Origin of the sequence: Micromonospora sp. WMMD729 (genome assembly GCF_049315225.1) — a bacterium.
GTDB lineage: Bacteria > Actinomycetota > Actinomycetes > Mycobacteriales > Micromonosporaceae > Micromonospora.
On record NZ_CP186059.1, the window covers coordinates 3,115,281 to 3,141,643 of the forward strand.

The 26,363-nt window shown below is 72.6% G+C and carries 27 protein-coding genes; 12 read left to right on the forward strand and 15 right to left on the reverse strand.

The annotated features are described in order from the left end of the window. Positions 1 to 2: 2 nt before the first annotated feature. Positions 3 to 731, reverse strand: a complete 729-nt coding sequence (locus tag ACN263_RS14385; protein ID WP_422740307.1) for an SDR family NAD(P)-dependent oxidoreductase — start codon at positions 729 to 731, stop codon at positions 3 to 5. Positions 732 to 893: 162 nt separating this feature from the next. Here ACN263_RS14385 and ACN263_RS14390 point away from each other — a divergent pair, with 162 nt between their 5' ends. Both ACN263_RS14390 and ACN263_RS14395 read left to right on the forward strand, forming a co-directional pair. Then, complete coding sequence (locus ACN263_RS14390; RefSeq protein WP_422740308.1) at positions 894 to 1,355, forward strand: peroxiredoxin; 462 nt, start codon at positions 894 to 896, stop codon at positions 1,353 to 1,355. Positions 1,356 to 1,428: 73 nt separating this feature from the next. Beyond that, positions 1,429 to 2,112, forward strand: coding sequence for a hypothetical protein (locus tag ACN263_RS14395; protein WP_422740309.1), 684 nt, complete (start codon positions 1,429 to 1,431; stop codon positions 2,110 to 2,112). Between the two features lie 60 nt (positions 2,113 to 2,172). On the opposite strand, the gene ACN263_RS14400 is transcribed toward ACN263_RS14395, so the two are convergent. Next, complete coding sequence (locus ACN263_RS14400) at positions 2,173 to 2,625, reverse strand: MarR family winged helix-turn-helix transcriptional regulator (protein ID WP_422740310.1); 453 nt, start codon at positions 2,623 to 2,625, stop codon at positions 2,173 to 2,175. A gap of 95 nt (positions 2,626 to 2,720) precedes the next feature. On the opposite strand from ACN263_RS14400, the gene ACN263_RS14405 reads away from it, so the two are divergent. Further along, positions 2,721 to 3,152, forward strand: a complete 432-nt coding sequence (locus ACN263_RS14405) for a MarR family winged helix-turn-helix transcriptional regulator (RefSeq protein WP_422740311.1) — start codon at positions 2,721 to 2,723, stop codon at positions 3,150 to 3,152. A 13-nt stretch (positions 3,153 to 3,165) separates the two neighbouring features. On the opposite strand, the gene ACN263_RS14410 is transcribed toward ACN263_RS14405, so the two are convergent. The 4 genes from ACN263_RS14410 to ACN263_RS14425 form a co-directional block, all read right to left on the reverse strand. Further along, entirely contained in the window at positions 3,166 to 4,353 is a 1,188-nt protein-coding gene (locus tag ACN263_RS14410; RefSeq protein WP_422740312.1) for a hypothetical protein, read from the reverse strand. 41 nt (positions 4,354 to 4,394) lie between these two features. Then, complete coding sequence (locus tag ACN263_RS14415; RefSeq protein ID WP_422740313.1) at positions 4,395 to 5,573, reverse strand: GNAT family N-acetyltransferase; 1,179 nt, start codon at positions 5,571 to 5,573, stop codon at positions 4,395 to 4,397. Positions 5,574 to 5,742: 169 nt separating this feature from the next. After that, a complete protein-coding gene (gene cydB / locus ACN263_RS14420) occupies positions 5,743 to 6,741 on the reverse strand; it encodes a cytochrome d ubiquinol oxidase subunit II (protein WP_422740314.1) in 999 nt (332 codons plus the stop codon). Positions 6,742 to 6,755: 14 nt separating this feature from the next. Next, entirely contained in the window at positions 6,756 to 8,168 is a 1,413-nt protein-coding gene (locus ACN263_RS14425) for a cytochrome ubiquinol oxidase subunit I (RefSeq protein ID WP_422740315.1), read from the reverse strand. 164 nt (positions 8,169 to 8,332) lie between these two features. Here ACN263_RS14425 and ACN263_RS14430 point away from each other — a divergent pair, with 164 nt between their 5' ends. The 5 genes from ACN263_RS14430 to ACN263_RS14450 all read left to right on the forward strand — a co-directional run bounded on the left by ACN263_RS14430 (position 8,333) and on the right by ACN263_RS14450 (position 13,015). After that, on the forward strand, positions 8,333 to 9,097 hold the full coding sequence (locus ACN263_RS14430; protein WP_422740316.1) for a lysophospholipid acyltransferase family protein: 765 nt from the start codon (positions 8,333 to 8,335) through the stop codon (positions 9,095 to 9,097). Between the two features lie 290 nt (positions 9,098 to 9,387). After that, positions 9,388 to 9,948 carry a hypothetical protein gene (locus ACN263_RS14435; protein WP_422740317.1) on the forward strand — a complete coding sequence of 187 codons (561 nt, stop codon included), beginning with the start codon at positions 9,388 to 9,390 and terminating at the stop codon, positions 9,946 to 9,948. Between the two features lie 113 nt (positions 9,949 to 10,061). Continuing rightward, complete coding sequence (locus ACN263_RS14440; protein ID WP_422740318.1) at positions 10,062 to 10,829, forward strand: glycerophosphodiester phosphodiesterase; 768 nt, start codon at positions 10,062 to 10,064, stop codon at positions 10,827 to 10,829. Positions 10,830 to 10,850: 21 nt separating this feature from the next. After that, positions 10,851 to 12,242, forward strand: a complete 1,392-nt coding sequence (locus ACN263_RS14445; RefSeq protein WP_422740319.1) for an MFS transporter — start codon at positions 10,851 to 10,853, stop codon at positions 12,240 to 12,242. A 56-nt stretch (positions 12,243 to 12,298) separates the two neighbouring features. Continuing rightward, positions 12,299 to 13,015: a thymidine kinase gene (locus ACN263_RS14450; protein ID WP_422740320.1), complete on the forward strand. Its 717-nt coding sequence runs from the start codon at positions 12,299 to 12,301 to the stop codon at positions 13,013 to 13,015. Here ACN263_RS14450 and ACN263_RS14455 read toward each other — a convergent pair. The 3 genes from ACN263_RS14455 to ACN263_RS14465 are packed head-to-tail and all read right to left on the reverse strand — an operon-like array spanning position 12,982 to position 15,813. Next, on the reverse strand, positions 12,982 to 14,184 hold the full coding sequence (locus ACN263_RS14455; RefSeq protein WP_422740321.1) for a low temperature requirement protein A: 1,203 nt from the start codon (positions 14,182 to 14,184) through the stop codon (positions 12,982 to 12,984). The two genes, ACN263_RS14450 and ACN263_RS14455, sit on opposite strands and share 34 nt — an antisense overlap. Beyond that, complete coding sequence (locus ACN263_RS14460) at positions 14,181 to 15,368, reverse strand: low temperature requirement protein A (RefSeq protein WP_422740322.1); 1,188 nt, start codon at positions 15,366 to 15,368, stop codon at positions 14,181 to 14,183. Before ACN263_RS14460 ends, ACN263_RS14455 begins: the two co-directional genes overlap by 4 nt. Further along, complete coding sequence (locus tag ACN263_RS14465; protein WP_422740323.1) at positions 15,355 to 15,813, reverse strand: hypothetical protein; 459 nt, start codon at positions 15,811 to 15,813, stop codon at positions 15,355 to 15,357. The genes ACN263_RS14460 and ACN263_RS14465 overlap by 14 nt, the downstream gene beginning before the upstream one ends. A 125-nt stretch (positions 15,814 to 15,938) precedes the next feature. Between ACN263_RS14465 and ACN263_RS14470 the strand changes: the two genes are divergently transcribed. Beyond that, on the forward strand, positions 15,939 to 17,642 hold the full coding sequence (locus tag ACN263_RS14470; protein ID WP_422740324.1) for an acyl-CoA dehydrogenase family protein: 1,704 nt from the start codon (positions 15,939 to 15,941) through the stop codon (positions 17,640 to 17,642). Positions 17,643 to 17,686: 44 nt separating this feature from the next. After that, positions 17,687 to 18,055 carry a VOC family protein gene (locus ACN263_RS14475; protein WP_422740325.1) on the forward strand — a complete coding sequence of 123 codons (369 nt, stop codon included), beginning with the start codon at positions 17,687 to 17,689 and terminating at the stop codon, positions 18,053 to 18,055. 167 nt (positions 18,056 to 18,222) lie between these two features. Here the strand turns inward: ACN263_RS14475 and ACN263_RS14480 are convergent, their stop codons facing one another. The 5 genes from ACN263_RS14480 to ACN263_RS14500 all read right to left on the reverse strand — a co-directional run bounded on the left by ACN263_RS14480 (position 18,223) and on the right by ACN263_RS14500 (position 21,968). Then, positions 18,223 to 19,068, reverse strand: a complete 846-nt coding sequence (locus tag ACN263_RS14480) for an LLM class flavin-dependent oxidoreductase (protein ID WP_422740326.1) — start codon at positions 19,066 to 19,068, stop codon at positions 18,223 to 18,225. A 29-nt stretch (positions 19,069 to 19,097) separates the two neighbouring features. Next, the gene (locus tag ACN263_RS14485; RefSeq protein ID WP_422740327.1) at positions 19,098 to 20,096 is read right to left on the reverse strand and encodes a tyrosine-type recombinase/integrase; all 999 of its coding nucleotides are present in this window, start codon (positions 20,094 to 20,096) and stop codon (positions 19,098 to 19,100) included. 336 nt (positions 20,097 to 20,432) lie between these two features. Beyond that, positions 20,433 to 20,858 (reverse strand): Hsp20/alpha crystallin family protein, encoded by a 426-nt coding sequence (locus tag ACN263_RS14490; protein ID WP_422740710.1) that lies wholly within the window; start codon positions 20,856 to 20,858, stop codon positions 20,433 to 20,435. A 67-nt stretch (positions 20,859 to 20,925) separates the two neighbouring features. After that, positions 20,926 to 21,441 (reverse strand): GNAT family N-acetyltransferase, encoded by a 516-nt coding sequence (locus ACN263_RS14495; protein WP_422740328.1) that lies wholly within the window; start codon positions 21,439 to 21,441, stop codon positions 20,926 to 20,928. Then, a complete protein-coding gene (locus ACN263_RS14500; protein ID WP_422740329.1) occupies positions 21,438 to 21,968 on the reverse strand; it encodes a DUF2087 domain-containing protein in 531 nt (176 codons plus the stop codon). The genes ACN263_RS14495 and ACN263_RS14500 overlap by 4 nt, the downstream gene beginning before the upstream one ends. 386 nt (positions 21,969 to 22,354) lie before the next feature. Between ACN263_RS14500 and ACN263_RS14505 the strand changes: the two genes are divergently transcribed. Further along, positions 22,355 to 24,526, forward strand: a complete 2,172-nt coding sequence (locus tag ACN263_RS14505; RefSeq protein WP_422740330.1) for a HelD family protein — start codon at positions 22,355 to 22,357, stop codon at positions 24,524 to 24,526. Positions 24,527 to 24,547: 21 nt separating this feature from the next. Here ACN263_RS14505 and ACN263_RS14510 read toward each other — a convergent pair whose 3' ends face one another. Further along, positions 24,548 to 25,054 carry a MarR family winged helix-turn-helix transcriptional regulator gene (locus tag ACN263_RS14510; protein ID WP_422740331.1) on the reverse strand — a complete coding sequence of 169 codons (507 nt, stop codon included), beginning with the start codon at positions 25,052 to 25,054 and terminating at the stop codon, positions 24,548 to 24,550. A 68-nt stretch (positions 25,055 to 25,122) separates the two neighbouring features. On the opposite strand from ACN263_RS14510, the gene ACN263_RS14515 reads away from it, so the two are divergent. Then, positions 25,123 to 26,355 carry an MFS transporter gene (locus tag ACN263_RS14515; RefSeq protein ID WP_422740332.1) on the forward strand — a complete coding sequence of 411 codons (1,233 nt, stop codon included), beginning with the start codon at positions 25,123 to 25,125 and terminating at the stop codon, positions 26,353 to 26,355. The last annotated feature ends 8 nt before the right edge of the window (positions 26,356 to 26,363 follow it).

Here is a 26,363-nt window from a genome sequence, read left to right on the forward strand (position 1 = left end):
GTTCACAGGGCGCCGGAGACCCGCAGCACCGCGCCGGCGGCGTAGGAGGCCTCCGGGCTGAGCAGCCAGGCGATGGCGGCGGCGATCTCGTCGGGTTCGCCGGCGCGGCCCAACGGGACTCGGTGGGCGGCGCTGTCGGGGCGGTCGGGCACGCCGGAGTCGGCGTGGATGTCGGTGCGCACGAGGCCGGGGGCGACGCCGTTGACGCGGATGCCGCGCGGGGCGAGTTCCTTGGCCAGGCCGACGGTGAGCGTGTCGGTGGCGGCCTTGACGGCGGCGTAGTGCACGTACTCCCCCGGGCTGCCGAGGGTCGCGGCGGCGGAGGAGACGTTGACGATGGCCCCGCCGTCGGTGAGGCGGCGGGCGGCCTGCTGGGCGCAGAGGACGTACCCGATGAGGTTGACGTCGACGACGCGGCGCAGGTCGTCCACGCGCAGGTCGGTGAACGGGCCGATGAGGCTGGTGACGCCGGCGTTGTTGACCAGGCCGGTGAGGGGGCCGAGTTGCGCGGCGGCGTCGAACAGGGCGGTGACCTGGTCGGGGTCGGTGGTGTCGGCGCGTACGGCGATGGCCTGGACGCCGGCGCCGTGCAGGTCGGCCAGGACGCTCGCGGCGGCGGCGCCGTCGCGGCGATAGCACAGGGCGATGTGGTGGCCGGCTTTGGCGAGGCGGCGGGCGGTGGCCGCACCGATGCCGCGGCCACCGCCGGTGATGACGGTGACGGGTGTCATGGCGCCTCCACTGGGTGTCGGTGGGGTTGCGCCGACGCTACCGTGACCGGCGCGGGCGGGTCGCCGTAAGGAGGGTCACACGCGGCGCTGGTGGCGCACGGGGCGTTGCGGGTGTGATCGCTTACGCTTCCCGCGCGGTCGGTCGGACAACGGAGGTGCGCGGTGGCGGGTGTGGGTGTCGGCGATGTGGTGGACGATTTCGAGTTGCCGGACGAGACGGGCACACCGCGTCGGCTGTCGGAGTTCCTGGCGTCGGGGCCGGTGGTGCTGTTCTTCTATCCCGGCGCGATGACGCGAGGGTGCACGGCGGAGAGCTGTCACTTCCGGGACCTGGCGGCCGAGTTCACGGCGTTGGGGGCGTCGCGGGTGGGGATCAGCCGCGACGAGGTGGCCAAGCAGGCGGAGTTCTCGCAGCTGCACGGCTTCGACTACCCGCTGCTGTCCGACGTGGACGGGACGGTCGCGCGGGCGTTCGGGGTGCGGCGGCGGGTGCCGTTGGATGCGCTGAGCACGAAGCGGATGACGTTCGTGATCGGCACGGACCGGCGCGTCATCGAGGTGATTCACAGCGAGGTCAGCATGACCGACCACGCGGATCGGGCGTTGCGGGCTCTCGGCGGCTGAACCCCGTGCGGCGGGTGTCGCAGCCGACTGGTATCAAGACAGCAATCAAACAGGTGTACGGAAGAGGGTTGTGATGGATGCCGGCCAGGGTTTGTCCACTGACGAGGTGCAGAGCATCCGGGAGGCGTTGGCGGCCGGCCGCAAGCCGAGGGTGGTGTTCACCGCGGCGGCGGGGCAGATCGCCGGTCAGGTCGGCCAGGTGGTCGACCTGACCGATCCGGACGTGTCCGACGAGTTCGTCGTGGTGCGCTTCGGCCGTGACGAGTTGCCCTTCTCCCCCGCCGATCTGGCGGTCGCGCCCAAGGGCGCGGGCCGGCGGGTGGCCGCCGAGCCGAAGGCGGAGCCGGAGGCGACGCCCGTGCCGGCCGCGCCGGAGTTCGTGTTGGACACGCCGCGGGTGCCCGCGCAGCGACCGGAGGAGCCGAAGGTGGAGCAGGTCGAGAAGCCGTCGGCGCGGCGGGCGGTCAAGGCCGCGAAGCCCAAGGGGCCCGCGGGTCTGACGGTGACGCTGGCGTACGCCGACGGCGAGTGGACGGTCGCCGCGCAGCAGGGCAGCAAGGCCCTCGCGAAGCCGTACGTGGTGAAGCCGGCCGAGGCGTTGAAGATGGTGGCGCTGGTGGACGTGCCGGGTGTGCAGGAGGCGGTGGAGCAGATCCTGGGCGCCGAGCGGGCCGAGGCGGAGCAGCAGGCGGAGAAGCTGCGCGCGGAGCTGGCCGAGATCGAGGCCCGGTTGGCGGAGCTGCGCGAGGCCGGCTGAGCGACGCCGACGCGCTGTGGCGCGGTCCGCCGCTCGTCGGGGCGGGCCGCGCCGGCGGGGTCAGGAGCCGCCGTGGTGCTCGAGCAGTCGGGTGAGCAGGCGGGTCAGCTGGTCGCGTTCGGCGCTCGTCAGGGGTGCGAGCAGGTCGTCCTGCACGCGGGCGACGGTGTCGGCCATCCGGTGGACTTCGTCGGCGCCGGCCTCGGTGAGGCTGATGACGTTGCGGCGGCGGTCGGCCGGGTCGGGGGCGCGTACCACGAGTCCCCGACCGACCAGGTCGTTGACGGCGGCCACGACGTCGCTGCGGTCGATGCCGCAGCGACGTCCCAGGTCGGCCTGGCTCGCGGGTCCGCTCTCGGTCAGCGCGGCGAGCAGCCGGTAGTGGTAGCCGCGCAGGTCGTGCGCGGCGAAGCCGGCGCTGATGAGCCGGCCGGCGTGGGCGGCGGCCTGGTTGAGCAGCCAGCTGGGGGTGGTCCGCAGCCCGGCGGGTGACTGCGGGGCGGTGGCGTCCATGGCGGCAGCCTAACAGCAATCGTTGGCGTGACCCACAAAGCGTGCTACGTTGGCCCTACCAACGTTGGTCAAGCCAACGTTTCGAAGGAGGCATCGTGTCCACTCTCAACGGCCAGGTCATCGGCCAGGCCCACTTCGCCACCCGCGCCCTGCTCGACCGCGCCGTCGCGCCCCTGGGCGTCGACTTCGGCCAGGTCCTCGCGCTCAACGCCCTCACCGCCGGCCCGGTCGCCCGCACGCCTCTCGTACGGCGCCTGGCCAACGCCCGCAAGGTCGACGAGTCGGCCGTGCACGAGGTGATCGACCGCCTCGTCGACGTCGGCCTGGCGCGGCTCGACGACACCACCGAGACGCAGGTACGGCTCACCGACGCCGGCCACGCCACGCAGGCCCGCATCGCCGAGGCCGTCGGTGGGATCACCGCCCGGCTGTACGGGGACATCCCGCCCGCCGAGGCCGACGTCGCCGCCCGCGTCCTCGCGCTCGTCACCGAGCGGGCCAACGACGAGCTGGCGGGGGTCGCCTGACCCGGGACAGGGCTCAGCCGAGCTGGTTCATGGCCGCCCGGATCCTCAGCCAGGACGGGTCGGTAGCGGAGGTGTCGGTGACCGCCGCCAGATCGCCGGACTCCCAGACCCGCGTGCCGTCGGTGAGGTCGAGCTGATCCATGTCGACCACCGACGCCTCGGTGGTGCTGGCGAGGAACGCGGTCACCGGGGCCCCGGCTGCCTCGCCCGGGTCGGCCGTGCCCACCGACAGCAGCAGAAGCGTGCCGTCGGCGCCGGCGACGACAAGCTCACCGGTGGCGGTGGCCGCCACCGCGGTCACCGCCACCCCGGGCAGCACCTCGTGCTCGACCATCCGACCCTCGTCGATGTCCAGCTCGATGATCACGCCGTCGGGCGTCCCGATCCAGAGGACCCGCGGCGACGCACCGAACGCGACGTTGTGCCGAGACCAGGCGTTCATCTCGTCCAACCACTCCTGCGGGTACGGATACCCGGGGCTCGGCTCCCCCAGCGTCATGCCCAGGACCCGCCGGAGCGAGGGGAACTCGAACACCTCCAGCGAGTTGTCGTACGCGTTGCCCCGTACCGCGAAGTGCCGGCCGTCCGCGCTGAAGATCGGCGTCTCGTACCCGTCGCAGTCCAGGACCAGCGCCCGGCGCAACGGCCGCAGCACCGGCCCGGTGTCCGCCGCGAAGAGCACCAGCGTGGCGCCCTGGTCGCTCTCCAGGGTGCAGACGAGACCGCCCGCCGGATGCGCCACCACCCCGGTGTCCCACCGGGGACCGCGCACTGTCGTTCCGGATGCGAGGTCGAGCGCGACCGAGTGCTCCCAGCCGTCCGGCCCCTCGGCGGGCGACAACCAGAGCGTCCGACCGTCCGGGCTGAATGCCACCTCCCGCTGGTACTCGGTGCGCGTCACGCCGTCGACCGGCGAGGTGCCCGAGGGTGTCCAGGCCACGACGCTCTCGGCGTCCGCCACCGCCAACAGCGGGTCGTCGGGATGCCAGGCGGCCGACGGCGTCCGCTCATCGTCCGTGTCCTGGGCGTAGCCGGCCGAGCCCACGCCGAGGGCGCCGCGCTCGCGCAGGTGCCCGTCGCCGTACTCCCAGATCCGGATCGCGGGACGGTCGGCGTCCCACGCCGCCACCAACGCAAGGCGCGGATGCGCCAGCAACCGCTGCGCCGTCACTCCAGAATGGACACGAGCCAGGATCTCCACCGGAACACCGTACCGGCGCCGCCCGTCCCTCAAAGGGGCCGTCAGAAGTAGTCGAGCAGTTGTGCCGGGCCGCCGGCGCCCAACAGGTCCAGAGCGTCCGGCGCGACGCCGGCGGTGTGCAGCAGACCGGCCTGGGCCACCGCACGGGCACCGGCCGCCCCGGCGTAGAGCAGCGCGAACCCTCGCACGTCCAGCCGCAGGTCCGCCTCGGCGTCGATCCGGGTCAGCTCGGCGTCGCCGTCGGCGACGGTCAACCGCCAGGTGCCGGTGTTCCACTCGGCGAGCGGGTCGGTGAGGTGGAAGTCGACGACACCTCGGACGTGCGCGGGCCACCCCCGGACCCGGACCGCCCGTACGACGTCGACCGGGCGGTGCATCCACAGGTCCCGCTCGTGGTCGCGGGCGGCCTCCAGCGGCAGGACGGTGCTGACGGCGTCACCGTCGAGCGGGCACAGTCGCAGGGTCGGCGCGACGCTGGCCCAGCTGCCGAGGACCCCGACGAGGTCCCGGGCCGCGTCGGCGGTGGTGGCCAGGGCCTCGTCGACGGTGAGGACCGAGTCGGCCCCGTACCCGCGACCCCGCTCCCAGGTGGCGTAGCCGACCAGGTCGCCGTCGTCCTCGACGAGGGTGATGCCGTCACCGGGCAGCTTCGCGTCGGCGGTGAAGAAGTCGAACAGCGCGCCCCGGCGCGTCAACATGCCGTTGCGGTGGCGGGCGACCCGCTCGTACAGGTCGGCGACGGCGGGCAGGTCGGCGGGCGTGCCGGCGCGGACGGTCAGGTGCGACGCGGGTCGGTGCCGGGGCAGCGCGGCGGTGGCCAGGTTGACGGTACGCAGCACACCGGCGGCCTCCCACCCGCAGGCGCGGTAGGGGGCGGCGACGGTCGGGTACAGGGCGCTGACCGCCGCGCCACGGTCGCGGGCGCTGGCCAGCAGGGCGGTGAGCAGGGCGCGGGCCACGCCCCGGCCCCGGGCCTCGGGTGCGACCGCCACCCCGGCGATGTCGGCCGCCGGGACGGCCCGGCCGGACCACCACTGGTCGTGGTGCAGGTCGACGGCCTTGCCGACGAGCCGACCCGTGTCGTCGAACGCGCCCCAGCGCGTCATGCCCGGCACCTCGACGGTGGTGCTGGGGGCACGCTCCTGGGTGGAGCCGAACGCCAACCGGCCCAGCTCCCAGGCGGCGTCGAGGTCGTCGACGGTGAGTTCACGTACGCGCATCGGCACACCGTAGCGGCCCCTTGCCCCACCGCCCAGCCGATATACCCGCCGCACGAACCCCGCCGATCATGGAGTTGTGGTGGGTGACAAAGCGGCCTCGACGGCCCAGTTCGGGCACCACAGGTCCATGATCGGCAGCGCTGGGGGCCACGCCGGCCCCCGATGACGGTCAGTGTTGCGGGATGTTGGCCACGCCGATGCGCTTGCGGAAGACCCAGTACGTCCACGCCTGGTAGGCCAGCACGACCGGGGTGAAGATCACCGCCACCCAGGTCATGATCTTCAGCGTGTACGGGGTGGAGGCCGCGTTGGTGGCGGTGAGCGTGCCCGCCGCGTCGAGAGTCGACGGCAGCACGTTCGGGAACAGCGCCGCGAACAGGGTCGCCACGGCCAGGCCGATCGCCACGGCGGTACCGGTGAACGCCCAGCCCTCCCGGCGTACCCGGGCGGCGGCCAGGCCACCGAGCAGCGCGAGGGCCGCGCCGACGGCGAGCACGACGGCGACCGCGCTGGAACGGATGCTCAACGTCCAGCTCAGGAAGCCCACCGCGAGCACGGCGGCCCCGACGCCCAGGCGCACCGCGAGGGCGCCGGCGCGTTCGCGGATGTCGCCGGTGGTCTTCAGGGCCAGGAACACCGCGCCGTGGGTGAGGAACAGCGCGAGCGTGGTCGCGCCACCGAGCAGGGCGTACGGGTTGAGCAGATCGAGCAGACCACCGACGTACTCGTGGTCGGCGTCCAGCGGCACACCGCGCAGGATGTTGGCGAAGGCGACGCCCCACAGGATCGCCGGCAGCAGCGAGCCGAAGAAGATCGCGGCGTCCCAGCGGCGCTTCCACGACGCCTCGGGGCGCTTGTGCCGGTACTCGAAGGCCACCCCGCGGGCGATCAGGGCCAGCAGGATGAGCAGCAGCGGCAGGTAGAAGCCGGAGAACAGGGTGGCGTACCACTCGGGGAACGCGGCGAACATCGCCCCGCCGGCGGTGATCAACCACACCTCGTTGCCGTCCCAGACCGGCCCGATGGTGTTGATCAGGACGCGGCGTTCCCGGTCGTTCCGGCCCAGCACCGGCAGCAGCATGCCGACGCCGAAGTCGAAGCCCTCCAGGATGAAATAGCCGGTGAACAGCACGGCGACGAGGAGAAACCAGATGGTGGTCAGGTCCACGATGGGCTCCGGGTTCAGTAGGCGAAGGCGAGCGGGCGCTCGGCGTCGTCGGTGTCGTCGGTGGCGGGCTGTTCGCTGACGTCGGGTACGCCGGCCCTGGCGTAGCGCAGCAGCAACTTGACCTCGATCACGGCGAGGGTGGCGTAGATCAGCGTGAACGCGGTGAACGAGGTCAGCACCTCGGTCAGCGAGACGCTGCGGGAGACGCCGTTGCGGGTGAGCATCTCGCCGAAGACGATCCAGGGCTGGCGGCCCATCTCGGTGAAGATCCAGCCGAACGAGTTGGCCAGCAGCGGCAGCACCGGCATGGCCAGGCCGGCGCGCAGCAGCCACCTGCTGCGCGGCGTACGGCCCTTGCGCTGGCTCCACAGCACCAGCAGGGCGATCGCGGCGGCCGCCAGCCCGAAGCCGACCATGAAGCGGAAGCTCCAGTAGGTGACCGGGATGATCGGGGTGTAGCTGCCCGCGCCGTACTGGGAGGCGTACTGGGCCTGCAGGTCGTTGATGCCGTGCACGGTGCCGTTCGGGTCGCCGGTGCCCAGGTATGACAGCAGGTACGGGATCTTCAGGGCGAACACCTCGCGGCTGCCGTCGAGGCTGCCGATGGTGAGCACGGAGAACGAGGCGGGGCTCTCGGTGGTGTAGAGACCCTCGGCGGCGGCCATCTTCATCGGCTGCACGTCCGTCATGATCTTGCCTTGGATGTCGCCGGTGAACAGCACGGCCGCCGAGGCGACCAGGACCACCCAGGAGCCGAACTTCGTGGCGAAGCGGTACGCGCCGGTATCGACGGAGTCCCGGTTGCGGATCACGTGCCACAGGCCGACGGCCACGATCAGCGACCCGGCGACCAGGAACGAGCCGGCCAGGGTGTGCGGGAAGGTGATCAGGGCGACCTTGTTGGTCAGCACGGCCGGGAAGTCGGTCAGTTCGGCGCGTCCGCTGTCCGGGTTGATCCGGTAGCCGACCGGGTTCTGCATGAACGAGTTCGCGGCGAGGATGAAGTACGCGGACAGGTTCGTGCCGATGGCGGCGGCCCAGATGCTGGCCAGGTGCGCGCGCTTGGGCAGCCGGTCCCAGCCGAAGATCCACAGGCCGATGAAGGTGGATTCGAGGAAGAACGCGACGAGCGCCTCGATGGCCAGGGGCGCGCCGAAGATGTCGCCCACGAAGCGGGAGTAGTCGCTCCAGTTCATGCCGAACTGGAACTCCTGCACGATGCCGGTGACCACGCCCATGGCGAAGTTGATCAGGAACAGCTTGCCGTAGAACTTGGTCAGCTTGAGGTAGCGCTCGTTGCCCGTGCGGTGCCACATCGTCTGCAGGATCGCCACCAGCACGGACAGGCCGATGGTCAGCGGCACGAACAGGAAGTGGTAGACGGTCGTGACACCGAACTGCCACCGGGCGACGTCCAACGCGTCCACCTGGACCCCCAACTATGCGTACTACGAGACGTAGTAAATACTACTGCTCGTCGTAGAGAAAGGGGCAGGGCCGGGCGGCCCGAACCGGCCCGGGACCAATGACCCTGATCACTCGGGCCGCTCGCCCTCGCGGCCCCGTCGCCTCGTGCGAGGATGGCGCGCTGATGGACACGACGACCTGGCAGCCACCACTGCTCTGGCGGGCCGCCCTCCTGCTGGCCCGCGCCCTGGTGGGTCTGCTCGCCCGCCTCGAGGTCACCGGCGACGTCCCCGCGCACCTGCGCCGGGGACCGCTCGTGCTGGCCGCCAACCACATCAGCCCGTTCGACCCCCTGGTCATGATCGCCGCCTGCCGGGAGCGGGGCATCGCCCCACGGATCATGGCGACCGCCGGACTGTTCCGCGCCCCCGTACTGGGGGCCGCCATGCGTCACGTCGGGCACATCCGGGTCGACCGGGGCACCAGCGGCGTCCATCAGGCCCTCGACGACGCGGCCGGGGCCGTCGCGGCGGGCTCGGTGATCCTCATCTACCCCGAGGGGCGCATCGGCCTGGACCCCGGCATGTGGCCCGAGCGCGGCAAGACCGGCGTCGCCCGGCTCGCGCTGGCCTGCGGCGCTCCCGTCGTCCCGGTCGCCCAGTGGGGCGCGCACGAGGTGCTGCCGTACCGGGCGCCCAAGGGCATGCTGCGCGGCATCGCCCGCGCGCTGTGGCGTCGGCCGGTGATCCGGGTCCACTTCGGCGCACCCGTCGACCTCGGCGAGTCCAGCGCCAGCACGCCCGGCGCGGCCCGCCGGGCCACCGACCGCATCGTCGACGCCCTCACCGACACCCTCGCCCCCCTACGCCCCGACGAACCCGACGCACCCCGACACGTCGACCCCGGCCGCCCCACCGACACCTCCCGCACCCACCGCCGCACCCCCTAACCCCACCCCCACCCCAGCCCGCCCCGCCCCCCGCCCCCCGCCCCCCGCCCCCGCGATCTTGCACTTTCTGTCGCGACATACCCGGTCAAAGCAGGCCATAACGACGACACAAAGCGCAAGATCGGCGTGACCCTGCGGCCGCGCGGCCGCGCGGCCGCGCGCCACTCCGGGGGTGGGTCGCGCGGGCTCCCCCGGGCAGGGGAGGCGGTTGGCTCGGGGTGGGGATCAGCGCGGTCGGGACTGCGACGAGGCTGGACTCGTCAACATCACCGACACCGGGGGGTTCTCCCATGGTCAGGTACGCGCGGGTCGGAGCGGCAGCGGCGGCGGCGGTCGCGGTGGGGTCGTCGACGGCGTGGGCGCAGCCCACCGCACCCAGCGGCACGTCGCCGCCGAGCACGCCCGCCATGGTCGCCGGGGCGGGGCACTTCGCGTACGACGAGCCGAACATGGTGGGGCACCGGATCTGGTTCGGCGTCGCGGCGGTCACCACCGTCGACGGGTCGACGCGTGGCGAGTTCCGTTACCGGCACGCGCTGCCGGACGGCACCGAGGTCGCGCGGGGACGGGCCGACGTGACCTGCCTGCGGGTCGTCGGGAACGTCGCGGTGTTCACGGCGATCGTCCCCGACGGCGTCGACCCGGTCCGCAACCACGGCTACTACGTCAAGATCATCGACGGTGGGCGGCAGCCCGACGTGATCGTCGACGCCCAGGCGTCGAACGGGACCGAGCCGCCACCCACCAGCTGCATCGACCCCGAGACGGAACTGCCCCCGGAGGCGCCCGCACGCCCCCGCTACCCGATCCTCGCCGGCGGGTACGTGGTACGCGGCGGTCCCCACCCGTAAACCCCCTGGCGCTCCCGTCCCACGGGGGTGACGGGGGCGCCAGGGCCCCGCGGGCGGACGAATGTCGCCGCCAGGCCACCTGCCCTCCACCGGGCGCGGGCATACTGCGTCGCGTGCTCAACCGATGCGCCTACCTCGACGCCCCCGCGCCGCTGGCGTTCGCCCACCGCGGCGGGGCCGCCGAGGGCGACGAGAACACCACCACGGCGTTCGCCCGGGCCATCGGGCTCGGTTACCGGTACGTGGAGACCGACGTGCACGCCACCGCCGACGGCGTTCCGGTGATCTTCCACGACCCGACGCTCGCCCGGGTCACCGGTGAGGCGGGGCGCATCGCCGACCTGAGCTGGGCCGACCTCGCCTCGGTACGCGTCGGCGGCGCTGCCGTCGTACCCCGGCTCGACGAGGTGCTGCACGCCTGGCCGCAGGTCCGCTTCAACATCGACGTGAAGGCCGACGGCGGCGTCGCGCCGACCGTCGCCACCCTGACCCGGGTGGGCGCCGCCGACCGGGTGCTGCTCGCCTCGTTCAGCGACGCCCGACTGGCCCGACTGCGGGCGCTCACCGGGGGACGCGTCGCCACCAGCCTCGGCATGCGGGCGGTGGCGCGGCTGCGACTGGCCTCCCTGCACGGTCGGCCGCTGCGACTGCCCCCCTCGGTGGTCGCCGCGCAGGTGCCGCCCCGGTACGGGCGGGTGCCGGTGGTGGACCGCCGGTTCGTCGACTACTGCCACCGGCTCGGCCTTCAGGTGCACGTCTGGACGATCGACGAACCGGACCAGATGCACGACTTACTGGATCGTGGCGTGGATGGCATCATGACCGATCACGTCGGCGTGCTGCGCGACGTCTACCGCAGCCGCGGCCACTGGACCGCCTGAACAGCACCGAAGGAACCCCCGATGGCCGAGACCGTGACCCCCACGGTGACCGACACCCCGCCCCTGGCGAGCACCCCCCGCGAACGCCGCGGCTGGTACCTCTACGACTGGGCGAACTCCGCCTTCCAGTCCACGGTGATCACCGTGTTCCTCGGCCCGTTCCTGACCACCGTCGCCGAGACGGCCGCCGGCTGCGAGCTGGGCGCGGACAGCTGCGACGGGTACGTGCACCCGCTGGGCATCCGGGTGGCGGCCGGGTCGTACTACCCGTACCTGATCTCGTTGTCGGTGTTCCTGACCGTGTTCGTGCTCCCGGTCATCGGGGCGATCGCCGACCGGTCGCCGCACAAGAAGCGCCTGCTCGGCGGGGCCGCGTTCACCGGCGCCGGGGCGACCATCGCGATGGCCTTCGTCACCGGCGACCGGTACCTGCTCGGCGGCGCGTTGTTCCTGATCGCGAACATCTCCTTCGGCGCCGCGATCGTGGTCTACAACTCGTTCCTGCCGCAGCTCGGCGGCCCGGACGAGCGCGACGGCATCTCCAGCCGCGGCTGGGCGCTGGGCTACCTCGGTGGCGGCCTGCTGCTGGCGTTGAACCTGGCCGCGGTCTCGCTGCTGAGCGAGGACGACAACCCGCAGCGCACCCTGGACCTGGCCCGCTGGTCGATCGTGTCCGCCGGCGTGTGGTGGGCGGTGTTCACCCTCGTGCCGCTGCGCTGGCTGCGCGACCGTCCCGTGACGGCGGCCCTGGCCGCGCGGGGCAACGTGCTCACCGACGGGTTCCGGCAGCTCGGGCACACCCTGCGGGAGGTCAGGGCGTACCCGCTGACGTTGTTCTTCCTGCTCGCGTTCCTGGTCTTCAACGACGGCATCCAGACCGTCATCACCATGGCCAGCCAGTACGGCACCGAGGAGTTGCGGCTGGAGCAGAGCACCCTGATCGTCACGATCCTGCTGGTGCAGTTCCTCGCCTTCGGCGGCGCGTTGCTCCTCGGCGCGCTGGCCCGGCGCATCGGCGCGCGCAAGACGGTGCTGATCAGCCTGGTGCTCTGGACCGGTGTGATCCTGGGCGTGTTCTGGCTGCCCGCCGAGGCACCGGTGCCGTTCATGGCGCTCGGCGCCTGCATCGGCCTGGTCCTGGGTGGCAGTCAGGCCCTGAGCCGGTCCCTGTTCAGCCAGCTCATCCCCGCCGGTAAGGAGGGCGAGTACTACGGTTTCTACGAGATCAGCGACAAGGGCACGAGCTGGCTCGGCCCGCTCGCGTTCGGCATCGTGTTCCAACTCACCGCCTCCTACCGGGTGGGCCTGATCTCACTGGTGGGCTTCTTCGTGGTCGGGTTCGTGCTGCTGTTGGCGGTGCCGATGCGCCGGGCCATCATCGCCGCCGGCAACACGCCGCCCCGGGTGCTCTGAGCACCTGCGACGCACCTGACCGATCCGGGACGGTCGATCGGCTAGGCTGCCCGACCGTGACCGACGACGCCGCTGCCACCCCCGTCTGCCTGGCCCACCCGTTCCCCGGCGAACCGCACTCTCCCGCCGGCTGCGCGGCCGCGCGCGGGCTCGACGGGCGGCCGGTGCACGCCGCGGCCCTGAAGTTCTTCTGGGGGCCGATGGACTGCGGGAAGTCCACGATGGCGTTGCAGATGAACTACAACCACGCCCGCCAGGGCCGCCGCGGGCTCGTCACCACCCGCATCGACCGGTCGCTGGGCCCGCAGGTCACCACCCGCATCGGCCTGGCCCACGAGGCCATCGAGGTCACCGACGACCTGGACCTGCGGGCGCTCGTGCGCGGCCGCTGGGCCGACGGGGTACGCGTCGACTACCTAATCTGCGACGAGGCGTGCTTCTACACGGTCGAGCACGTCGAGCAGATGGCCGAACTGGTGGACAGCTACGACGTGGACGTGTTCGCGTTCGGCCTCGCCACCGACTTCCGGTCCTGCCTGTTCCCCGCCGCGCAGCGCCTGTTCGAGCTGGCCGACGAGGTGGCCCGCATCCAGGTCGAGGTGCTGTGCTGGTGCGGCCGGGAAGGGCTGCTCAACGCCCGGGTCGTCGACGGGCGGGTGGTCCGCGAGGGCGCGCAGGTCGTCATCGGCGACACCGTCGAGACCGCCGAGGTGCGCTACCAGGTGCTCTGCCGCCGGCACTACCGCAGCGGCGACCTCGGCCCCCGCGACTGAGACACCCGCCGGTCCGACACCAGGTCGGCCACGATCACCGCGGCCGTGACCAGCAACGCCGCCCCGGCGGTGACCGCGACCGGCGCGCCCAGCGCGACCGCACCGGGGATCAGCGCGAGCAGCAGCAGCGTCGCGGTGACCCGGCCCGCCACTCCGGCGAAGCCCAGCGCCAACTGGTAGGCGGCGTGCCCGGCCAGGAACACCGCCGGGCCGCCCAGAACGACGAGCGCGTCCGCCCACCCGACCGCGTGCCCGGGGGCGTGCAGCAGCCGCTCGTCGCCGACCGCGGTGACCACGATGCCGCCCACCATCACCGGGTGCAGGTAGTTGAACACCAGCCGGGACAGTCGGCCGGCCCGCTCACCCGCCTCGGCCAGGGCCCGCATGACCGTGTCCGCCCGGTCGAAGTACACCCACCACAGGGCCACCGACCCGGCGAAGGCGAGCAGGAACGCGAAGATGCCCGCCCGGTCCAGGCGCTGCGTCAACGTCCCTCCGGTGACGAGAATCGACTCTCCCAGCGCGATGAGGACGAACGCCTGGCACCGTTCGGCGAGGTGCCCACCCTCCACCTCCCAGCGCTCGGGGGTGCTGCGGCCCAACCCCGGCACCGGGAACCCGGTCGCCAACCCGAGCGCGTCGACGGCGATCACACCGATCCAGATCACCTCCCGGGCCGGAGTGTCCACCAGGGCGCCGACGAGGGCCAACAGTCCGGTGGCGATGATCCAGACGAGGCACTGGCGGAAACTGTCACCGACCCAGCGCCGACCACGGATCGCCCACATGGCGAAGACCGTCCGACCGATCTGCACCGCCGCGTACGCGCCGGCGAAGAGCAGGCCGTCGCCGCCGAACGCGGTCGGCAACGCCGCCGCGAGCAGCAGACTGCCCAGCGTCACCACCAACAGCGTGGCGCGTACCGGGGCCCGGTCCGGGCGCAGCCAGTTGCCCATCCACACGGTGTAGATCCAGACCAGCCAGACCATGCCCAGCAACACGGCGGTACGCCCCACGCCCGGCCAGTCGAGGTTCCCGCTGAGGTAGTGGGACAACTGGGTGATCGTGAAGACGTAGACCAGGTCGAAGAAGAGTTCGGTGGACGTGGTCCGCTCCACGCCCCGACGGGGACGCAGCAACTGCGGGTGGGCGGGCACGGGTTCGGTCACGACGTGCCCCGCCGGAACCGGTCCGTGACGATCACCGCGACGGTCGCCGCCGTCGCCAGCGCCGCGCAGGTCACCACCGTGGCGCCCAGCCACACGCAGACCGGGATCAACGCCAGCAGCACCACCACCGCGACGACCCGGCTGGTCGGCAACCCACGCCACAGCACCGCCTTGTAGGCGGCGTGCCCGGCGAGGAACAGCGCCGGACCGCCCAGGGTGAACAGGGCGGTGACCGTGGTGGCCGCCGCGCCCGGAGCGTGCAGCAGCCGTTCGTCGCCCGCCGAGGTCACCACGATGCCGGCGACCATCACCGGGTGCAGGTAGTTGAACGCGAGCCGGCTCAACGCTCCGGTACGCGTGCCCGCGCCGGCGACGACCTGGGCGGCAGCCGGGGCCGACCGCGCGAAGTACACCCACCACAGCGCCACCGAGCCGGCGAACGCCACACCGAACGCGCCGAGGCGTACCCGATCCACGTGTGACGTGAGGGTGCTGCCGGTGACCAGGATCGACTCGCCGAGCGCGATGAGGATGAACGCCCCGCAACGCTCCGCGAGGTGCCCGCCCTCCACCATCCACCGCTCGGGGCGGCTGCGTCCGCGCCCCGGCAGTCGGTAGCCGATCGACAGGCCCACCACCTCGAACACGATCACCGCCGCCCACACCACCTCCCGGGCCGGGCTGTCGACGAGGCCGCCGACGACCACGAGCACCGACGTGGTGGCGATCCAGGGCAGCGACTTCTGGAACCCGTCGACCAGCCACGGGTTGCCCTGCGCCGCCCACAACGCGAACACGGTCCGCCCCACCTGCACGCTGACGTAGACCACCGCGAAGAGCAGACCCATCCCGGTGAACGCCTGCGGGATGGTCGCCGACAACAGCAGGCTGCCCAGCGTCACCCCGATCAGCATCGCCCGTACCGGGCCCTGGTCCGGTTGCAGCCAGTTGGTCACCCAGGTGGTGTAGACCCAGACGAACCAGACCAGCGCCAGCAGCAGGGCGGTACGGGCGGCGCCCCGCCAGTCCGGGTGTGCGATCAGGTAGTGCGACACCTGGGTGATCGTGAAGATGAAGACCAGGTCGAAGAACAACTCGGTCGAGGTGGTCGGCTCGACGCCCTGACGTCTACGCAGCAGCCGGGGGTGCGCCAGGTCGACGGCCGGCGGCTCAGAAGGGGTCACCGCACACCCGCCAGTCGCCGCCCTCGCGGACCACCGGCAGGCGGCGTTCCTCGCTGATGCCGCCGTCGCGGGTCAACCGCACCGTCACCGTGCCGCGCGGACGCCCACCCTTGGTGGCCACCGACACGTCGGTGATCTCGTAGTCGGTCACCATGGGCGGGGTCCGCACCCAGCTGGTGAACCCGATCGCGCTCCACCGGGTACGGGCGTCCGCGCACAGCCGGTCGTACGCCCGGTCGCTGTCACCGAGGGCCACCTCGCTGAGGAACCCGTCGGCGGTGTCCCGGATCGGGCCGGCGGCCTGTCGTACGGTCTGCAGGTTCCACGCGCCCAGCCCGGCCACCCCGACGCAGCACAGGGCCATGCCGAACCCGGCGAGGGCCAGCCCGGCACGCATCGGGCGGCGCCGCCGGGCCGGTCGGTTCCACGACTGGCCGGCACCCACGACTACCGACCGTAGAGAACGCCGTCGCGGTGAGGCACGGCAAGCCGGAAACTGGGCCTTCTTTCGGCGCAGCGACGCATCGTCTACCGTCGGCGCACACCCCCGTAGCGCCAGGGAGCCGATCGATGAGCCGCTTCGTGCAGCCGGTACCACCCCCCGCCGACCCGTACGCCGGTGACGCCCTGCTGCGGTCCTGGCTGGAGCGTCATCTCGGCGCGGCGGGACACGCCGCCGCGAAGGGCCGCCTGGCCGACCTGGCCGCCGACGTCACCGGGCCGCTGCGCGCGGCGCACGCCGACGCCGAGGCGCAGCCGCCGACGCTGGTCCGCTACGACCCGTGGGGCGCCCGCGTCGACCGCATCCAGGTGTCCGCCGGGTGGGAGGCGCAGCGGGCCGCCGCGGCCCGGCACGCCGTGGTGGCGCTGCCCTACCTGCCCGACGCCCGGAGCGCCTGGGGTGCCGCCGCGCGGGTCGTCCAGCACGCGCTGCTGCACGTGTTCGGGCCCGAGTCGGCCACGTTCTCCTGCCCGGTGGCGATGGCCGACGGCGCGGCGGCCCTGCTCAGCCTGCCCGACGTCGACGCCGGTGTCCGTGACGCGTGGCTGCCCCGGCTGCTCTCCACCGATCCGGACACGGCGATCACCAGCGGGCAGTGGATGACCGAGTCGCAGGGCGGCTCGGACCTGGGCCGGTCCAGCACCATCGGCCGGCCGGCCGCGGACGGTTCGTGGCGGCTGACCGGGGAGAAGTGGTTCTGCTCCGCCGCCGACGCGGCAATGGCGGTGGCGCTGGCCCGCCCGGAGGGCGCCGGGCGGGGCAGCCGGGTGCTCGCGCCGTTCCTGGTCCCCCGCTACGCGGTCGACTCGCCCCTGTCCACCGGCGCGGCGGCGGACTCGCCCGCCCCGGGCGTCGTCGTGCACCGGCTCAAGGACAAGCTCGGCACCCGGGCGCTGCCGACCGCGGAGATCGGGCTGCGCGACGCGTACGCGGTGCCGCTGGGCGACCCGGCGGTGCCCGGCCTGGTGCGGGCGATGACCCTGGTCGTGGTGACCCGGGTGCACAACGCCGCCGCCGCGGCCGGCGGGATGCGCCGTGGGCTCGCCTACGCCCGCGCGTTCGCCGACGCCCGGCACGTCGCGGGCGGCCCGCTGTCGTCCTCGCCGCTGCACCGGGCCACGCTGGGCATCCTCGCGGTCGACGCGGCGGGCGCGTTCGCCCTCGCGGGGCACGCGTTCGCGCTGCTCGGTCGGGTGGAGGTCGGCGCCGACCCGGAGGCCGTCGCCGAGCTGCGCATCGTCGCGCCGCTGGCCAAGCTCGCCACCGGCCGGCTCGCCGTCAGCTCCGCCAGCGAGTACGTGGAGAGCTTCGGCGGCGCCGGCTACGTGGAGGACACCGGGGTGCCCCGGCTGCTGCGCGACGCGCAGGTGCTGCCGATCTGGGAGGGCACCACCAACGTGCTGTCGCTGGACGTGCTGCGCGCGTTGACCCGGGAGGACGCCGGGACGCCGCTGCTGCGTCGGCTGACCGCCGCCGCCGACCTGGCCCGGCCGCTGTCGCCCGCGCTGGCCGACACCCTGGCCACCGTCACCGGCCAGCTCCGCGACACCATCGTCGCGGTGACCGCCGACCCGGGCGCGGCCGGCGTCGTCGCGGGCGCCCGCGCCCTGGCGCTGCGGCTGGCGTACGCGCTGACCGCCGCGCTGCTGGTGGAGCACGCCGCCTGGGGTGACGAGCAGGCAGAGCTGGCGGCCCGGCTGTGGGCGCGGCGGTGGCTGCGGCACGAGGACATCGCCGAGGACGCCCACCACCACCTGGACCTGCTCTGCTGAGGAGGTCGACGGAATTTGTCGGGGGTGCCGGGCAGACTGCCACCATGACGACGACCGCTGACCTCGCCATGGTCAATTTGGACAGCTCCGACCCGGCCGCGCAGGCGGCCTTCTACCACCGGGTGCTGGGCTGGGAGATCACCCACAGCCAGGCCGAGTACGCAATGATCAACGGCGGTGGCATGTCCATCGGGTTCGGCCTGGTCGAGGGCTACACGCCGCCGGCCTGGCCGGATGCGTCCGGGCAGAAGCGCTACCACCTCGACCTCTACGTCGACGACCTGGCCCAGGCCGAGAAGGAGTTCGTGGCCGCGGGGGCGTCGAAGCCGGAGTTCCAGCCCGGCGAGACGTGGGTGGTGCTCCTCGACCCGATCGGCCAGCCGTTCTGCCTCTGCCGTCGCCCACAGGGCTGAGCGCCCGGCGAGCCGGCCGCTACAGGGCTGAGGGCGCGGCGAGTCGGCGGGCTGATGCGCGGCGGGCTGATGCGCGGCGCGCTGATGCGCGGCGCGCCGCAGGTCACCGCCGGTGTGGTCAGCCCGGTGGCGGAACCCGATCCACCGCCGGGAAGACGCGTGGGCGGTCAGCGCAGCGGGCCGCGGGTCACCGCGTCGCGCATCGCCGCCGGGTCGCCGACCGGGACGTACTCCAGCCACCAGGTCGCCCCGGCGGCGGCCAGCTCGCGGTGGTAGGCCCGTTCGGCGCGCTCGTCCGGCCGGCGCCGCCGGCCGCCGATCGCCACGTCGAACGGCTGACCGTCGGCCCGCGTCGCCGGGAGCGCCGCGGCCAGCTCGTGGACCTCGTCGGGGGTGAAGTCGGCCCAGCCGTCGGTGTCGGTCAGCTTGTACGGCACGATGCCGTCGGCGCGGGCCGCACGCCGTCGCACCGCTCCGGCCTGGGTGCTGCCGCCGACCCAGACCGGCACCCGGGGTGACTGCACGGGCGGTGGACGCAGTGCCACCTTCTCAGCCCGGTAGTGGACACCCTGATGATCGACCCGTTCCCCGCTGAGCAGGCCGGTCAGCAGGTCGAGGCCCTCGTCGAGCATCGCGGCGCGGACGGCCACCTCGGTCGGCTCACCGAACGCGGCCAGACCCCGGTCGCCCGGGTCGCCGACGCCCACCGCGACGGTGGCCCGGCCGGCGCTGAGCTGGTCGAGGGTGAGCACCTCGCGGGCCAGCTTCGCCGGGCGGCGTCGGGGCAGCGCGGTGACGGTGGTGCCCAACCGGATCCGCTCGGTACGCCCGGCGATCGCCGTGAGCACCAACCACGGGTCGTAGGTGGACGGGTCGTCGCCGTGGTAGTGGATGAGGTAGTCCTCCAGGAACACCCCGTCCCATCCGGCGCGCTCGGCCAGCTCACCCAGCTCGACGAGGGTGGCGACGGCGAGATGGTCGCCGCCACAGGGGATCTCCAGACCGTGTCTCATCCGGCGACCGTAGGGCGGGGGTACGACGGTCAGCCGCGCCGGCGCGACCGCGCGGCCCACACCGCGTACGCCGGGTCGCGGTCGAGGTTGTGCCGGTCCCGGTCGTAGCGGCGGGTGGTGCGCGGGTCGGCGTGGCCCATGGCGTCCTGCACGTCTTCGAGGGGGACGCCCTCGGAGCGGGCGGTGGTGGCGAACGCGTGTCGCAGCGAGTGCGGGGACAGTCGTGCCCAGGCCGGAATGCCGGCGGCCCGGGCGAGGCGGCGCACCATCCGGAAGACGGAGTGCCGGTCGAGTCGTGCGCCGCTGGCGGTGACCAGCAGTGGTCCGGTCAGTTGGGTCACCGGCACGCCGGCGGCGGCGGCCCGTTGGGCCAGGTACGCATCGACGGCGTACGCGGTGCCCGGGGTGAGGGCTCGTCGGCGCTGCTTGCCGCCCTTGCCGACGAACCGCACGCTGCGGTGTCCGCGTTCGGCGCCGAGGTCGGTCAGGTCCAGCGAGACCAGTTCGCCGACCCGCAGGCCCAGGTCGGCCAGGAGCGCGATCGCGGCCCGGCTGCGCGCCGCCGTCGGGCCGGTCTCGGCGTCGGCGGCGGTGAGCAGGGCGTCCACCTCCTCGGGGGTGAGCCCGATGGTGGCGGAGTGGTCCCGGTCGACGCGGGGGCGGTCCGCGCCGGAGACCGGGTTGGCGGGTACGCCGCCGAGCTTGACGAGGAAGTCGTACCAGCTCGACAGGGCAGACAACCGGCGTGCCACGGTCGCCGGGGTCAACGGCCGGCCGCTGCGGGCCACGAGTGTGGACTCCAGCGTGCGGGCGTACTCGTTGACGTGCAGGAACGTGGCCCGCAGCGGGTCCAGGTCGTGCCCGGCGCACCAGCCGAGGAAGGCGGCGACGTCGCGCCGGTACGCGTCACGGGTGTGCTCGGAGAGCCGACGGTTGCGCAGCCACGCCTCGGTGACGTCCATCGGCGCGCTCGGCAGGGCCGGTCGGGCGGTGGGGCGGGCGAGCACGGGCGCGTCGGAGGACACCATGTGAAAAAGGTTCTCAGCAGCGGATGGGATTGCCACGCAGGCGCGCCGACGGCCGGCACCCTCGCTGCGGGTGCCGGCCGTCGAGGCAGTGCGTCAGCCGTCGATCTTGCACTTTCTGCGGCGACATAAGGGACATGAAGGCCCATCACAACAACCCAAAGCGCAAGATCGCCGCCCCCGCCCCCGTCCCTCCCCCCGCGCCGTCCGGGTCGCATCGATCATGAAGTTATTGCCACCTGGCTCGGCGTGTCGTGGCAATAACTTCATGATCGCCGGGGCGGGGCGGGGCGGGGCGGGGCCGGGTGGGGCGGGCCGGGGTGGGGTGGGGGCAGGGGGTCAGGCGTTGATCTGGCGTCGGCCGTTGCCGTTGGCGGTGATGGTGACCCGGCGGGGCTTGGCCCGCTCGGCGACCGGGATGCGCAGCGTCAGCACCCCGTGCTCGTAGCCGGCTTCCAGCTTGTCGGTGTCGAGGGTGTCGCCGAGGAACAGCCGTCGGGTGAAGGTGCCCATCGGACGTACGGCGGCGACCAGTTCGACGCCGTCCCCGGACGGTCGGCGGCGCTCGGCGCGGACGGTCAGGACGTTGCGCTCGACGGTGCAGTCGATGGTGTCGGGGTCGACGCCGGGCAGGTCGAACGCGGCGTAGAAGAAGTCTCCGTCGCGGTAGGCGTCGAGCTGCATGGTCGCCGGACGGGCCGCCGTACCGAAGAACTGCTCGGCGAGCCGGTCCACCTCGCGGAACGGGTCGGTACGCATCAACATGGTCATGCCTCCTCGGTTCTCCTGGCCGAAGGTGATGGTTGAGTCCAGGTGACTCAACTTCCTCTTCTTATTTAACGCGTCCCGAGCCGGCCGTCAACTCCTTCTCGAACCAGTGCTCCGCGTACGGGCCGTGCGAGTACGCCGGGATCTCCAGGTAGCCGTGCCGGGCGTACAACGCGCGGGCTTCGACCAGGTCGGAACGGGTGTCCAGGCGGATCCGGTCCGCTCCGGCCGCCAGGGCCTGCGCCTCGACGGCGGCCAGCAGCGTGGCCCCGCCGCCGGTGCCGCGCTGCGCGGGTCGGACGTACACCCGGGTCAGCTCGGCGAAACCGGGCCGCCAGCGCAGCCCCGCGCAACCGGCCAGGTCCGCGCCGCGGTGCGCGATCAGGAGCAACCCGGTGGGGTACGCCAGGTCGTCGCTGGGCATCTCGGCCAACGCGGCGTCGACCTCGCCGGGTCGGGCCGGGCGACCGTAGTAGCGCACCACCATCTCCGCCATGTACTCGCGCAGCAGCACCACCGCGTCCGGATGGTCGGGACGGACGGCGTCGGTCACCCACTGCGGCCGGACGGCCGTGGTCACGCGTGGTCCTCTGCGGTCCGCTGGTAGATGCCCTGCTCACGGGTGAGCAACCGCTCGTCGATCAGGTAGCGACGCAGGGTGGCGTGGTCCGACGCGCCGCCGGCACACCACGGCTTGAGTGCGTCGTCGACGGCCCGCTCCGGATAACGGGTGCCCAGCTCGAACGACCGTTGCGCGATGTGTGCCAGCAGCGTTCGCCGCCGGCCGCGCTGCGCCGGCATGCCCACCAGCACGTCCCCGCGCAGGAACGTGCGCAGCACCGGGTCCTCGGCCGGGTTGGGGTCGTCGGCCGGGCGGCTGTCGCGGGCCGCCGTCCGCAGCGACGCCTCGTCGACCGCGAGCGCGCCGTCCGCGCCGGTGACCAGGCCCGCGTCGGTGAGCCGGCGCAGCCCGGTGAGCACGACCCGCGCGGCCAAGCCGGAGCGCTGCACGACCTCGGGCACGGTTCTCGCCCCCAACGCGACCGCCGCGAAGATCCGTCGCCGTCCGTCGTCGGCCAGGGCCCCGGCCAGAGCGTGCGCAGCCATGCCGGTCACCCTCCCATCGGGGTACGCGTGCCGCCAGGCAATTTTCCGGGGTACGCCCCACCGCGCCGCCGGCTGCCCGGCGATGTGGCACCGATCCGCCGGGCTGCGGCGAAGGGCATTGACCACCGGGCGGCGGTGGAGCGCCGCTGCAACTGGGCGAAGTTCGTCGTGCCGTCCGGCGGATCACCGATGAACTACTCGCCATCGCGGATAGGCGAATCAGGATTGGGTGGGGCCACAAGCGACTCCGAACTGCAAGGCATTGAGATCACCATCTCCGCCGACAGGATTCCTGGCCGACGAGGAGAAACCAACTCTATGCTTGCCGCCGGAATACACCGTGGTCCATCCGGGCCGAGGAAGAGCACCAATGCAAGGATTTGCGAATGGGCCGGAATTCTGCTCTGCACAACGGCACTGCTGGCGTCAGCAAAGTAACACCAGACGGTGAACCGCCAACCTCTACCGCAAAAAGCATCGCTCGCCGATCCGCGGTTGCCGAGGAGCAGGAGTTTCTCGACTTGGCCAGGGCCCGGCGCGACAGGCTTGCCGACCACCTACAGGCTGAGCTCTCGTCAGCGACCCTGGACGCGTTGGAACGGGCGCGGCGGCGCATGCTCCGCCAGCAGTACGAGGAGCTACGGCGAGCCCGGGAAGGGCTGATCTTCGGCCGCCTCGACGGCCTTGATGGCACCGTTCGACACATAGGCCGTGTCGGTCTCCGCGACGAGGGCGAGGACAGTGAGCCGCTGCTGGTGGACTGGCGCGCTCCCGCAGCTCGGCCGTTCTACACCGCGACGGCTGTCGACCCGCAAGGTCAGGCGCGGCGCCGCCACATACGCACGACGGAATCGACCGTGGTCGGAGTGGACGACGAGCCACTGGACGGGACCATAACAGCGGAACTCGTCGGTGAAGGCGCTCTATTGGCCGCCCTGGACCAGCGGCGCACCGGTCACATGTCGACGGCGATCTCCACGCTGCAACGCGAACAGGACGACATCATCCGGGCCGAGGCGACCGGCCCGCTGATCGTTCAGGGCGGTCCCGGCACCGGCAAGACCGTGGTCGCCCTGCACCGCGTCGCCTACCTGCTGTTCGCCCACCCGAAGATGGCCGAGCAGGCGGTCCTGGTCCTCGGCCCCTCGCCGCGGTTCCTCCAGTACATCGCCCAGGTGCTGCCGGCGCTCGGTGAGACCGCCGTCGTCTCGGCGACCTGCGACACTCTGCTGCCCGAGATCCGCGTGGGCCGCGACGAGAGCCGGCTTCTCGCCGAGATAAAGGGCCGCGCCCTCTGGCAACCCGCGCTGGAGAACTACGTCGCGTCGCTGCTTCCCCGGCCCCGTGAGCTGAAGCTGCGCTGGGAGGGCGAGTTCTACGTCATCTCAGCCGAAACAGTGACACAGGCTCTTACCTCGGCGGTGCACGGACGCCCGTACCACCGCGCCCGCACGGCGTTCGCCGAGCAGCTGCACCACATCCTTGCCGAAGCCGTGGTCGAGCAGCGTGAGGCTCTGATGCACGAGATGGAGGAGGGCTTCGAGGACATCCTCGCCCGCGTTGACCGGGCGATGCAGCATGACCGCCATGTCGGCAGGAGGTCCACCGGCAGTGACGTCGACGGACTGTTCTCCGAGGAGGAGGTAGAGGATCTCCGTCATCGGGTCGCGGAGAACGCCACCATCGCCCGGTTCATCGAGGCGTGGTGGCCCACCCTCGACGCCGAAACCCTCCTGTCCGATCTCCTGACCGACCGCGCCCTGCTCGCCCGGTTTGCCCCGCAGTTGTCCACGGAGGAGATCGCCGCCGTCTCGGCCGAGCCCGCACTGTGGGCATCGAGCGACATCCCCCTGCTCGACGCCCTCGCCGACCTGCTGGGCGATGCCGAAGCCCCGCAGCCACAGGGCGAGTTCGTCGCCGACCACGCTCGCCGGCAGCGCGACTGGGTGTACGGCCACGTCGTCATCGACGAGGCGCAAGAGCTGTCCGAGATGCAGTGGCACATGGTCCTACGGCGCTGTCCCAGTCGCTCCATCACCGCCGTCGGCGACATCGACCAGGCAGAGGCAGCACACCGGCACACCAGTTGGGCACAAGCGGTGCAGGCTGTTTTCAGAGACCGCTGGGCCGCTGCGGAGCTGACCATCTGTTACCGGACCCCGCGTGAGGTCATGGACCTCACCGAACCCGTCTTGAAGGAAGCTGGCAGCCAGAACGCGCCACCACGGGCGGTACGCTCCTCCGGCATCGCCCCCTGGGTCCGCACGACCACGCCCGCCGAGCTTGCCGGCGCCGCCGCCCAAGCCGTGCGAGAGCTGCGGCAACGGTGGCATGGCGGTACGGTCGGCGTCATCGCCCCCGCCGAGCGCATCGCCGAACTCCTCGCCGTGCTGAGCGATGTGCCGGTGCTCACCGCGACCCAGTCCAAGGGACTGGAATGGGACGCGACGCTACTCATCGACCCCCAGGGCATCGCCGCTGGACCACGCGGCTGGAACGGCCTCTACGTCGCGCTCACCCGATGCACCCAGGAACTCGGACAGGTGGTGCTCACGTAGCAATCGCCACAGACTCCTCGCCTACGGCGCTTCGGCGGGTTGCTCGGCGACGAGCAGCACCCGGCGCAGCAGGTCGGTGAGCACCCGTCGCTCGTCCGGGGTCAGCGCGCCGAAGAGTCGGTGCTCCTCGTCGCCCTGGATCTGCATGGCCGCGCGCCACGCGTCCATGCCGGCGTCGGTGAGTTCCACGTCCACCCGACGACGGTCGACGGTGGACGGGATGCGGCGCACGAAGCCCCGTGCCAGCAGGGTGTCGACGCGGGCGGTGATCGAGGCGGGTGCCACCGACAGGTCCGCGGCCAGGTCGGAGGGGGCCGCGCGACCGCGTCGACCGGCCAGGGCGTGCAGGGTCTCGTACTCGTGCCGGGGCAGGTCGAAGTCGGCGAGGACCCGTTCCTTGACCGCGCGCAGGTGCCGGGTCAGCCGGATCATCCGGGTCACCGCGCCCTCGATGTCGCTGTCGAGGTCGGGCACCACGGGGAGCCAGCGCTGGATGTGCTGGTCGACGGCATCTTCGGTAGCGCTCACGACACCAGCTTAGCTCAACGCCGAAATATTCATTGCCGAAAGGTTCGGCGTCGAAGTATGTTCACGGCATGGCTCACCCTCTGCGCACCCGCTCCTTCCGGCTGCTGTTTCTCGGCCGTACCGTCTCGGCGGTCGGGGATGCGGTGGTGCCCGCCGCGTTGGCCCTGGCCGTGCTGCGGGCCACCGGTTCCAGCGGGGCGTTGGCGGCCGTCCTGGCTGCCGCGATGGTGCCCCGGCTGCTGCTGCTGCCGATCGGCGGTGTCGTCGCCGACCGTTTCGCCGCACGCCGGGTCGCCCTGCTCAGCGATGTGGTCCGCTGCGTGACCCAACTCGCCGTCGGCGTGGAGTTGCTCGGCGGCGACCCGTCGCTGACCACCGTCGTGGTGGCGTCCGCGCTCGGTGGCACCGCGTCGGCGTTCGCCATCCCGACCGCGTCACCCCTGGTGGCCGGCACCGTCGCGGCCGCCGACCGGCAACGGGCGAACGCCCTGATGGGAGTCACCGCCAACGCCAGCCGACTGCTCGGCCCGGCCCTGGCCGGGGCGCTGATCTGGGCCGCCGGCCCCGGTTGGGCGTTCGTGATCGACGGCGCGTCGTTCGCGCTCAGCGCCGTCCTGCTCGCCCTGGTCCGGGTGGCGCACGTGCCGGTGCCCCGCCGGTCGGTCCTGGCCGACCTGCGGCACGGCTTCGGCGAGGTACGCGCCCGCGACTGGTTCTGGACCAGCCTGCTCGGGCACGGCGTGTGGAACGGCGCCGCCGCCGTGCTGATGACCCTCGGGCCGGCCGTCGCCATCGACCGCCTCGGCGGCGAGGCGACCTGGGTGCTGCTGTTGCAGGCCGGCGCGATCGGCATGCTGACCGGCTCGCTGCTGGCCGGGCGGGTCCGGCTACGCCGGCCGGTGCTGCTGGCCAACGTCGGGCTGGCCAGCTACGCCGTACCGCTGTTCCTGCTCGCCGTCGCCGCGCCCGCCCCGGCCGTGATCGCCACGTACGCCGTGGCGCTGACCGCCCTCGGCTATCTCAACCCGGTCTGGGAGACCGTCGTGCAGCACCACTTCCCACCGGAGGTGCTGGCCCGGGTCACCTCGTACGACTGGCTGGTGTCACTGGCCGCCATGCCGCTGGGTTACGCGCTCGCGCCGCTGGCCGCCGACGCGTTCGGCGCACCCGTACCCCTGGCGGTCGCCGGCCTGCTGGTTCTCGCCTCCTGCGGCGGCACCTCGCTCGTGCCCGGCGTACGCCGGCTCACCTGGCCGACCGCCCGCGAGCCGCAAGCGGCCGAACCGGCCGGCGTGCGCTGACCGGACCG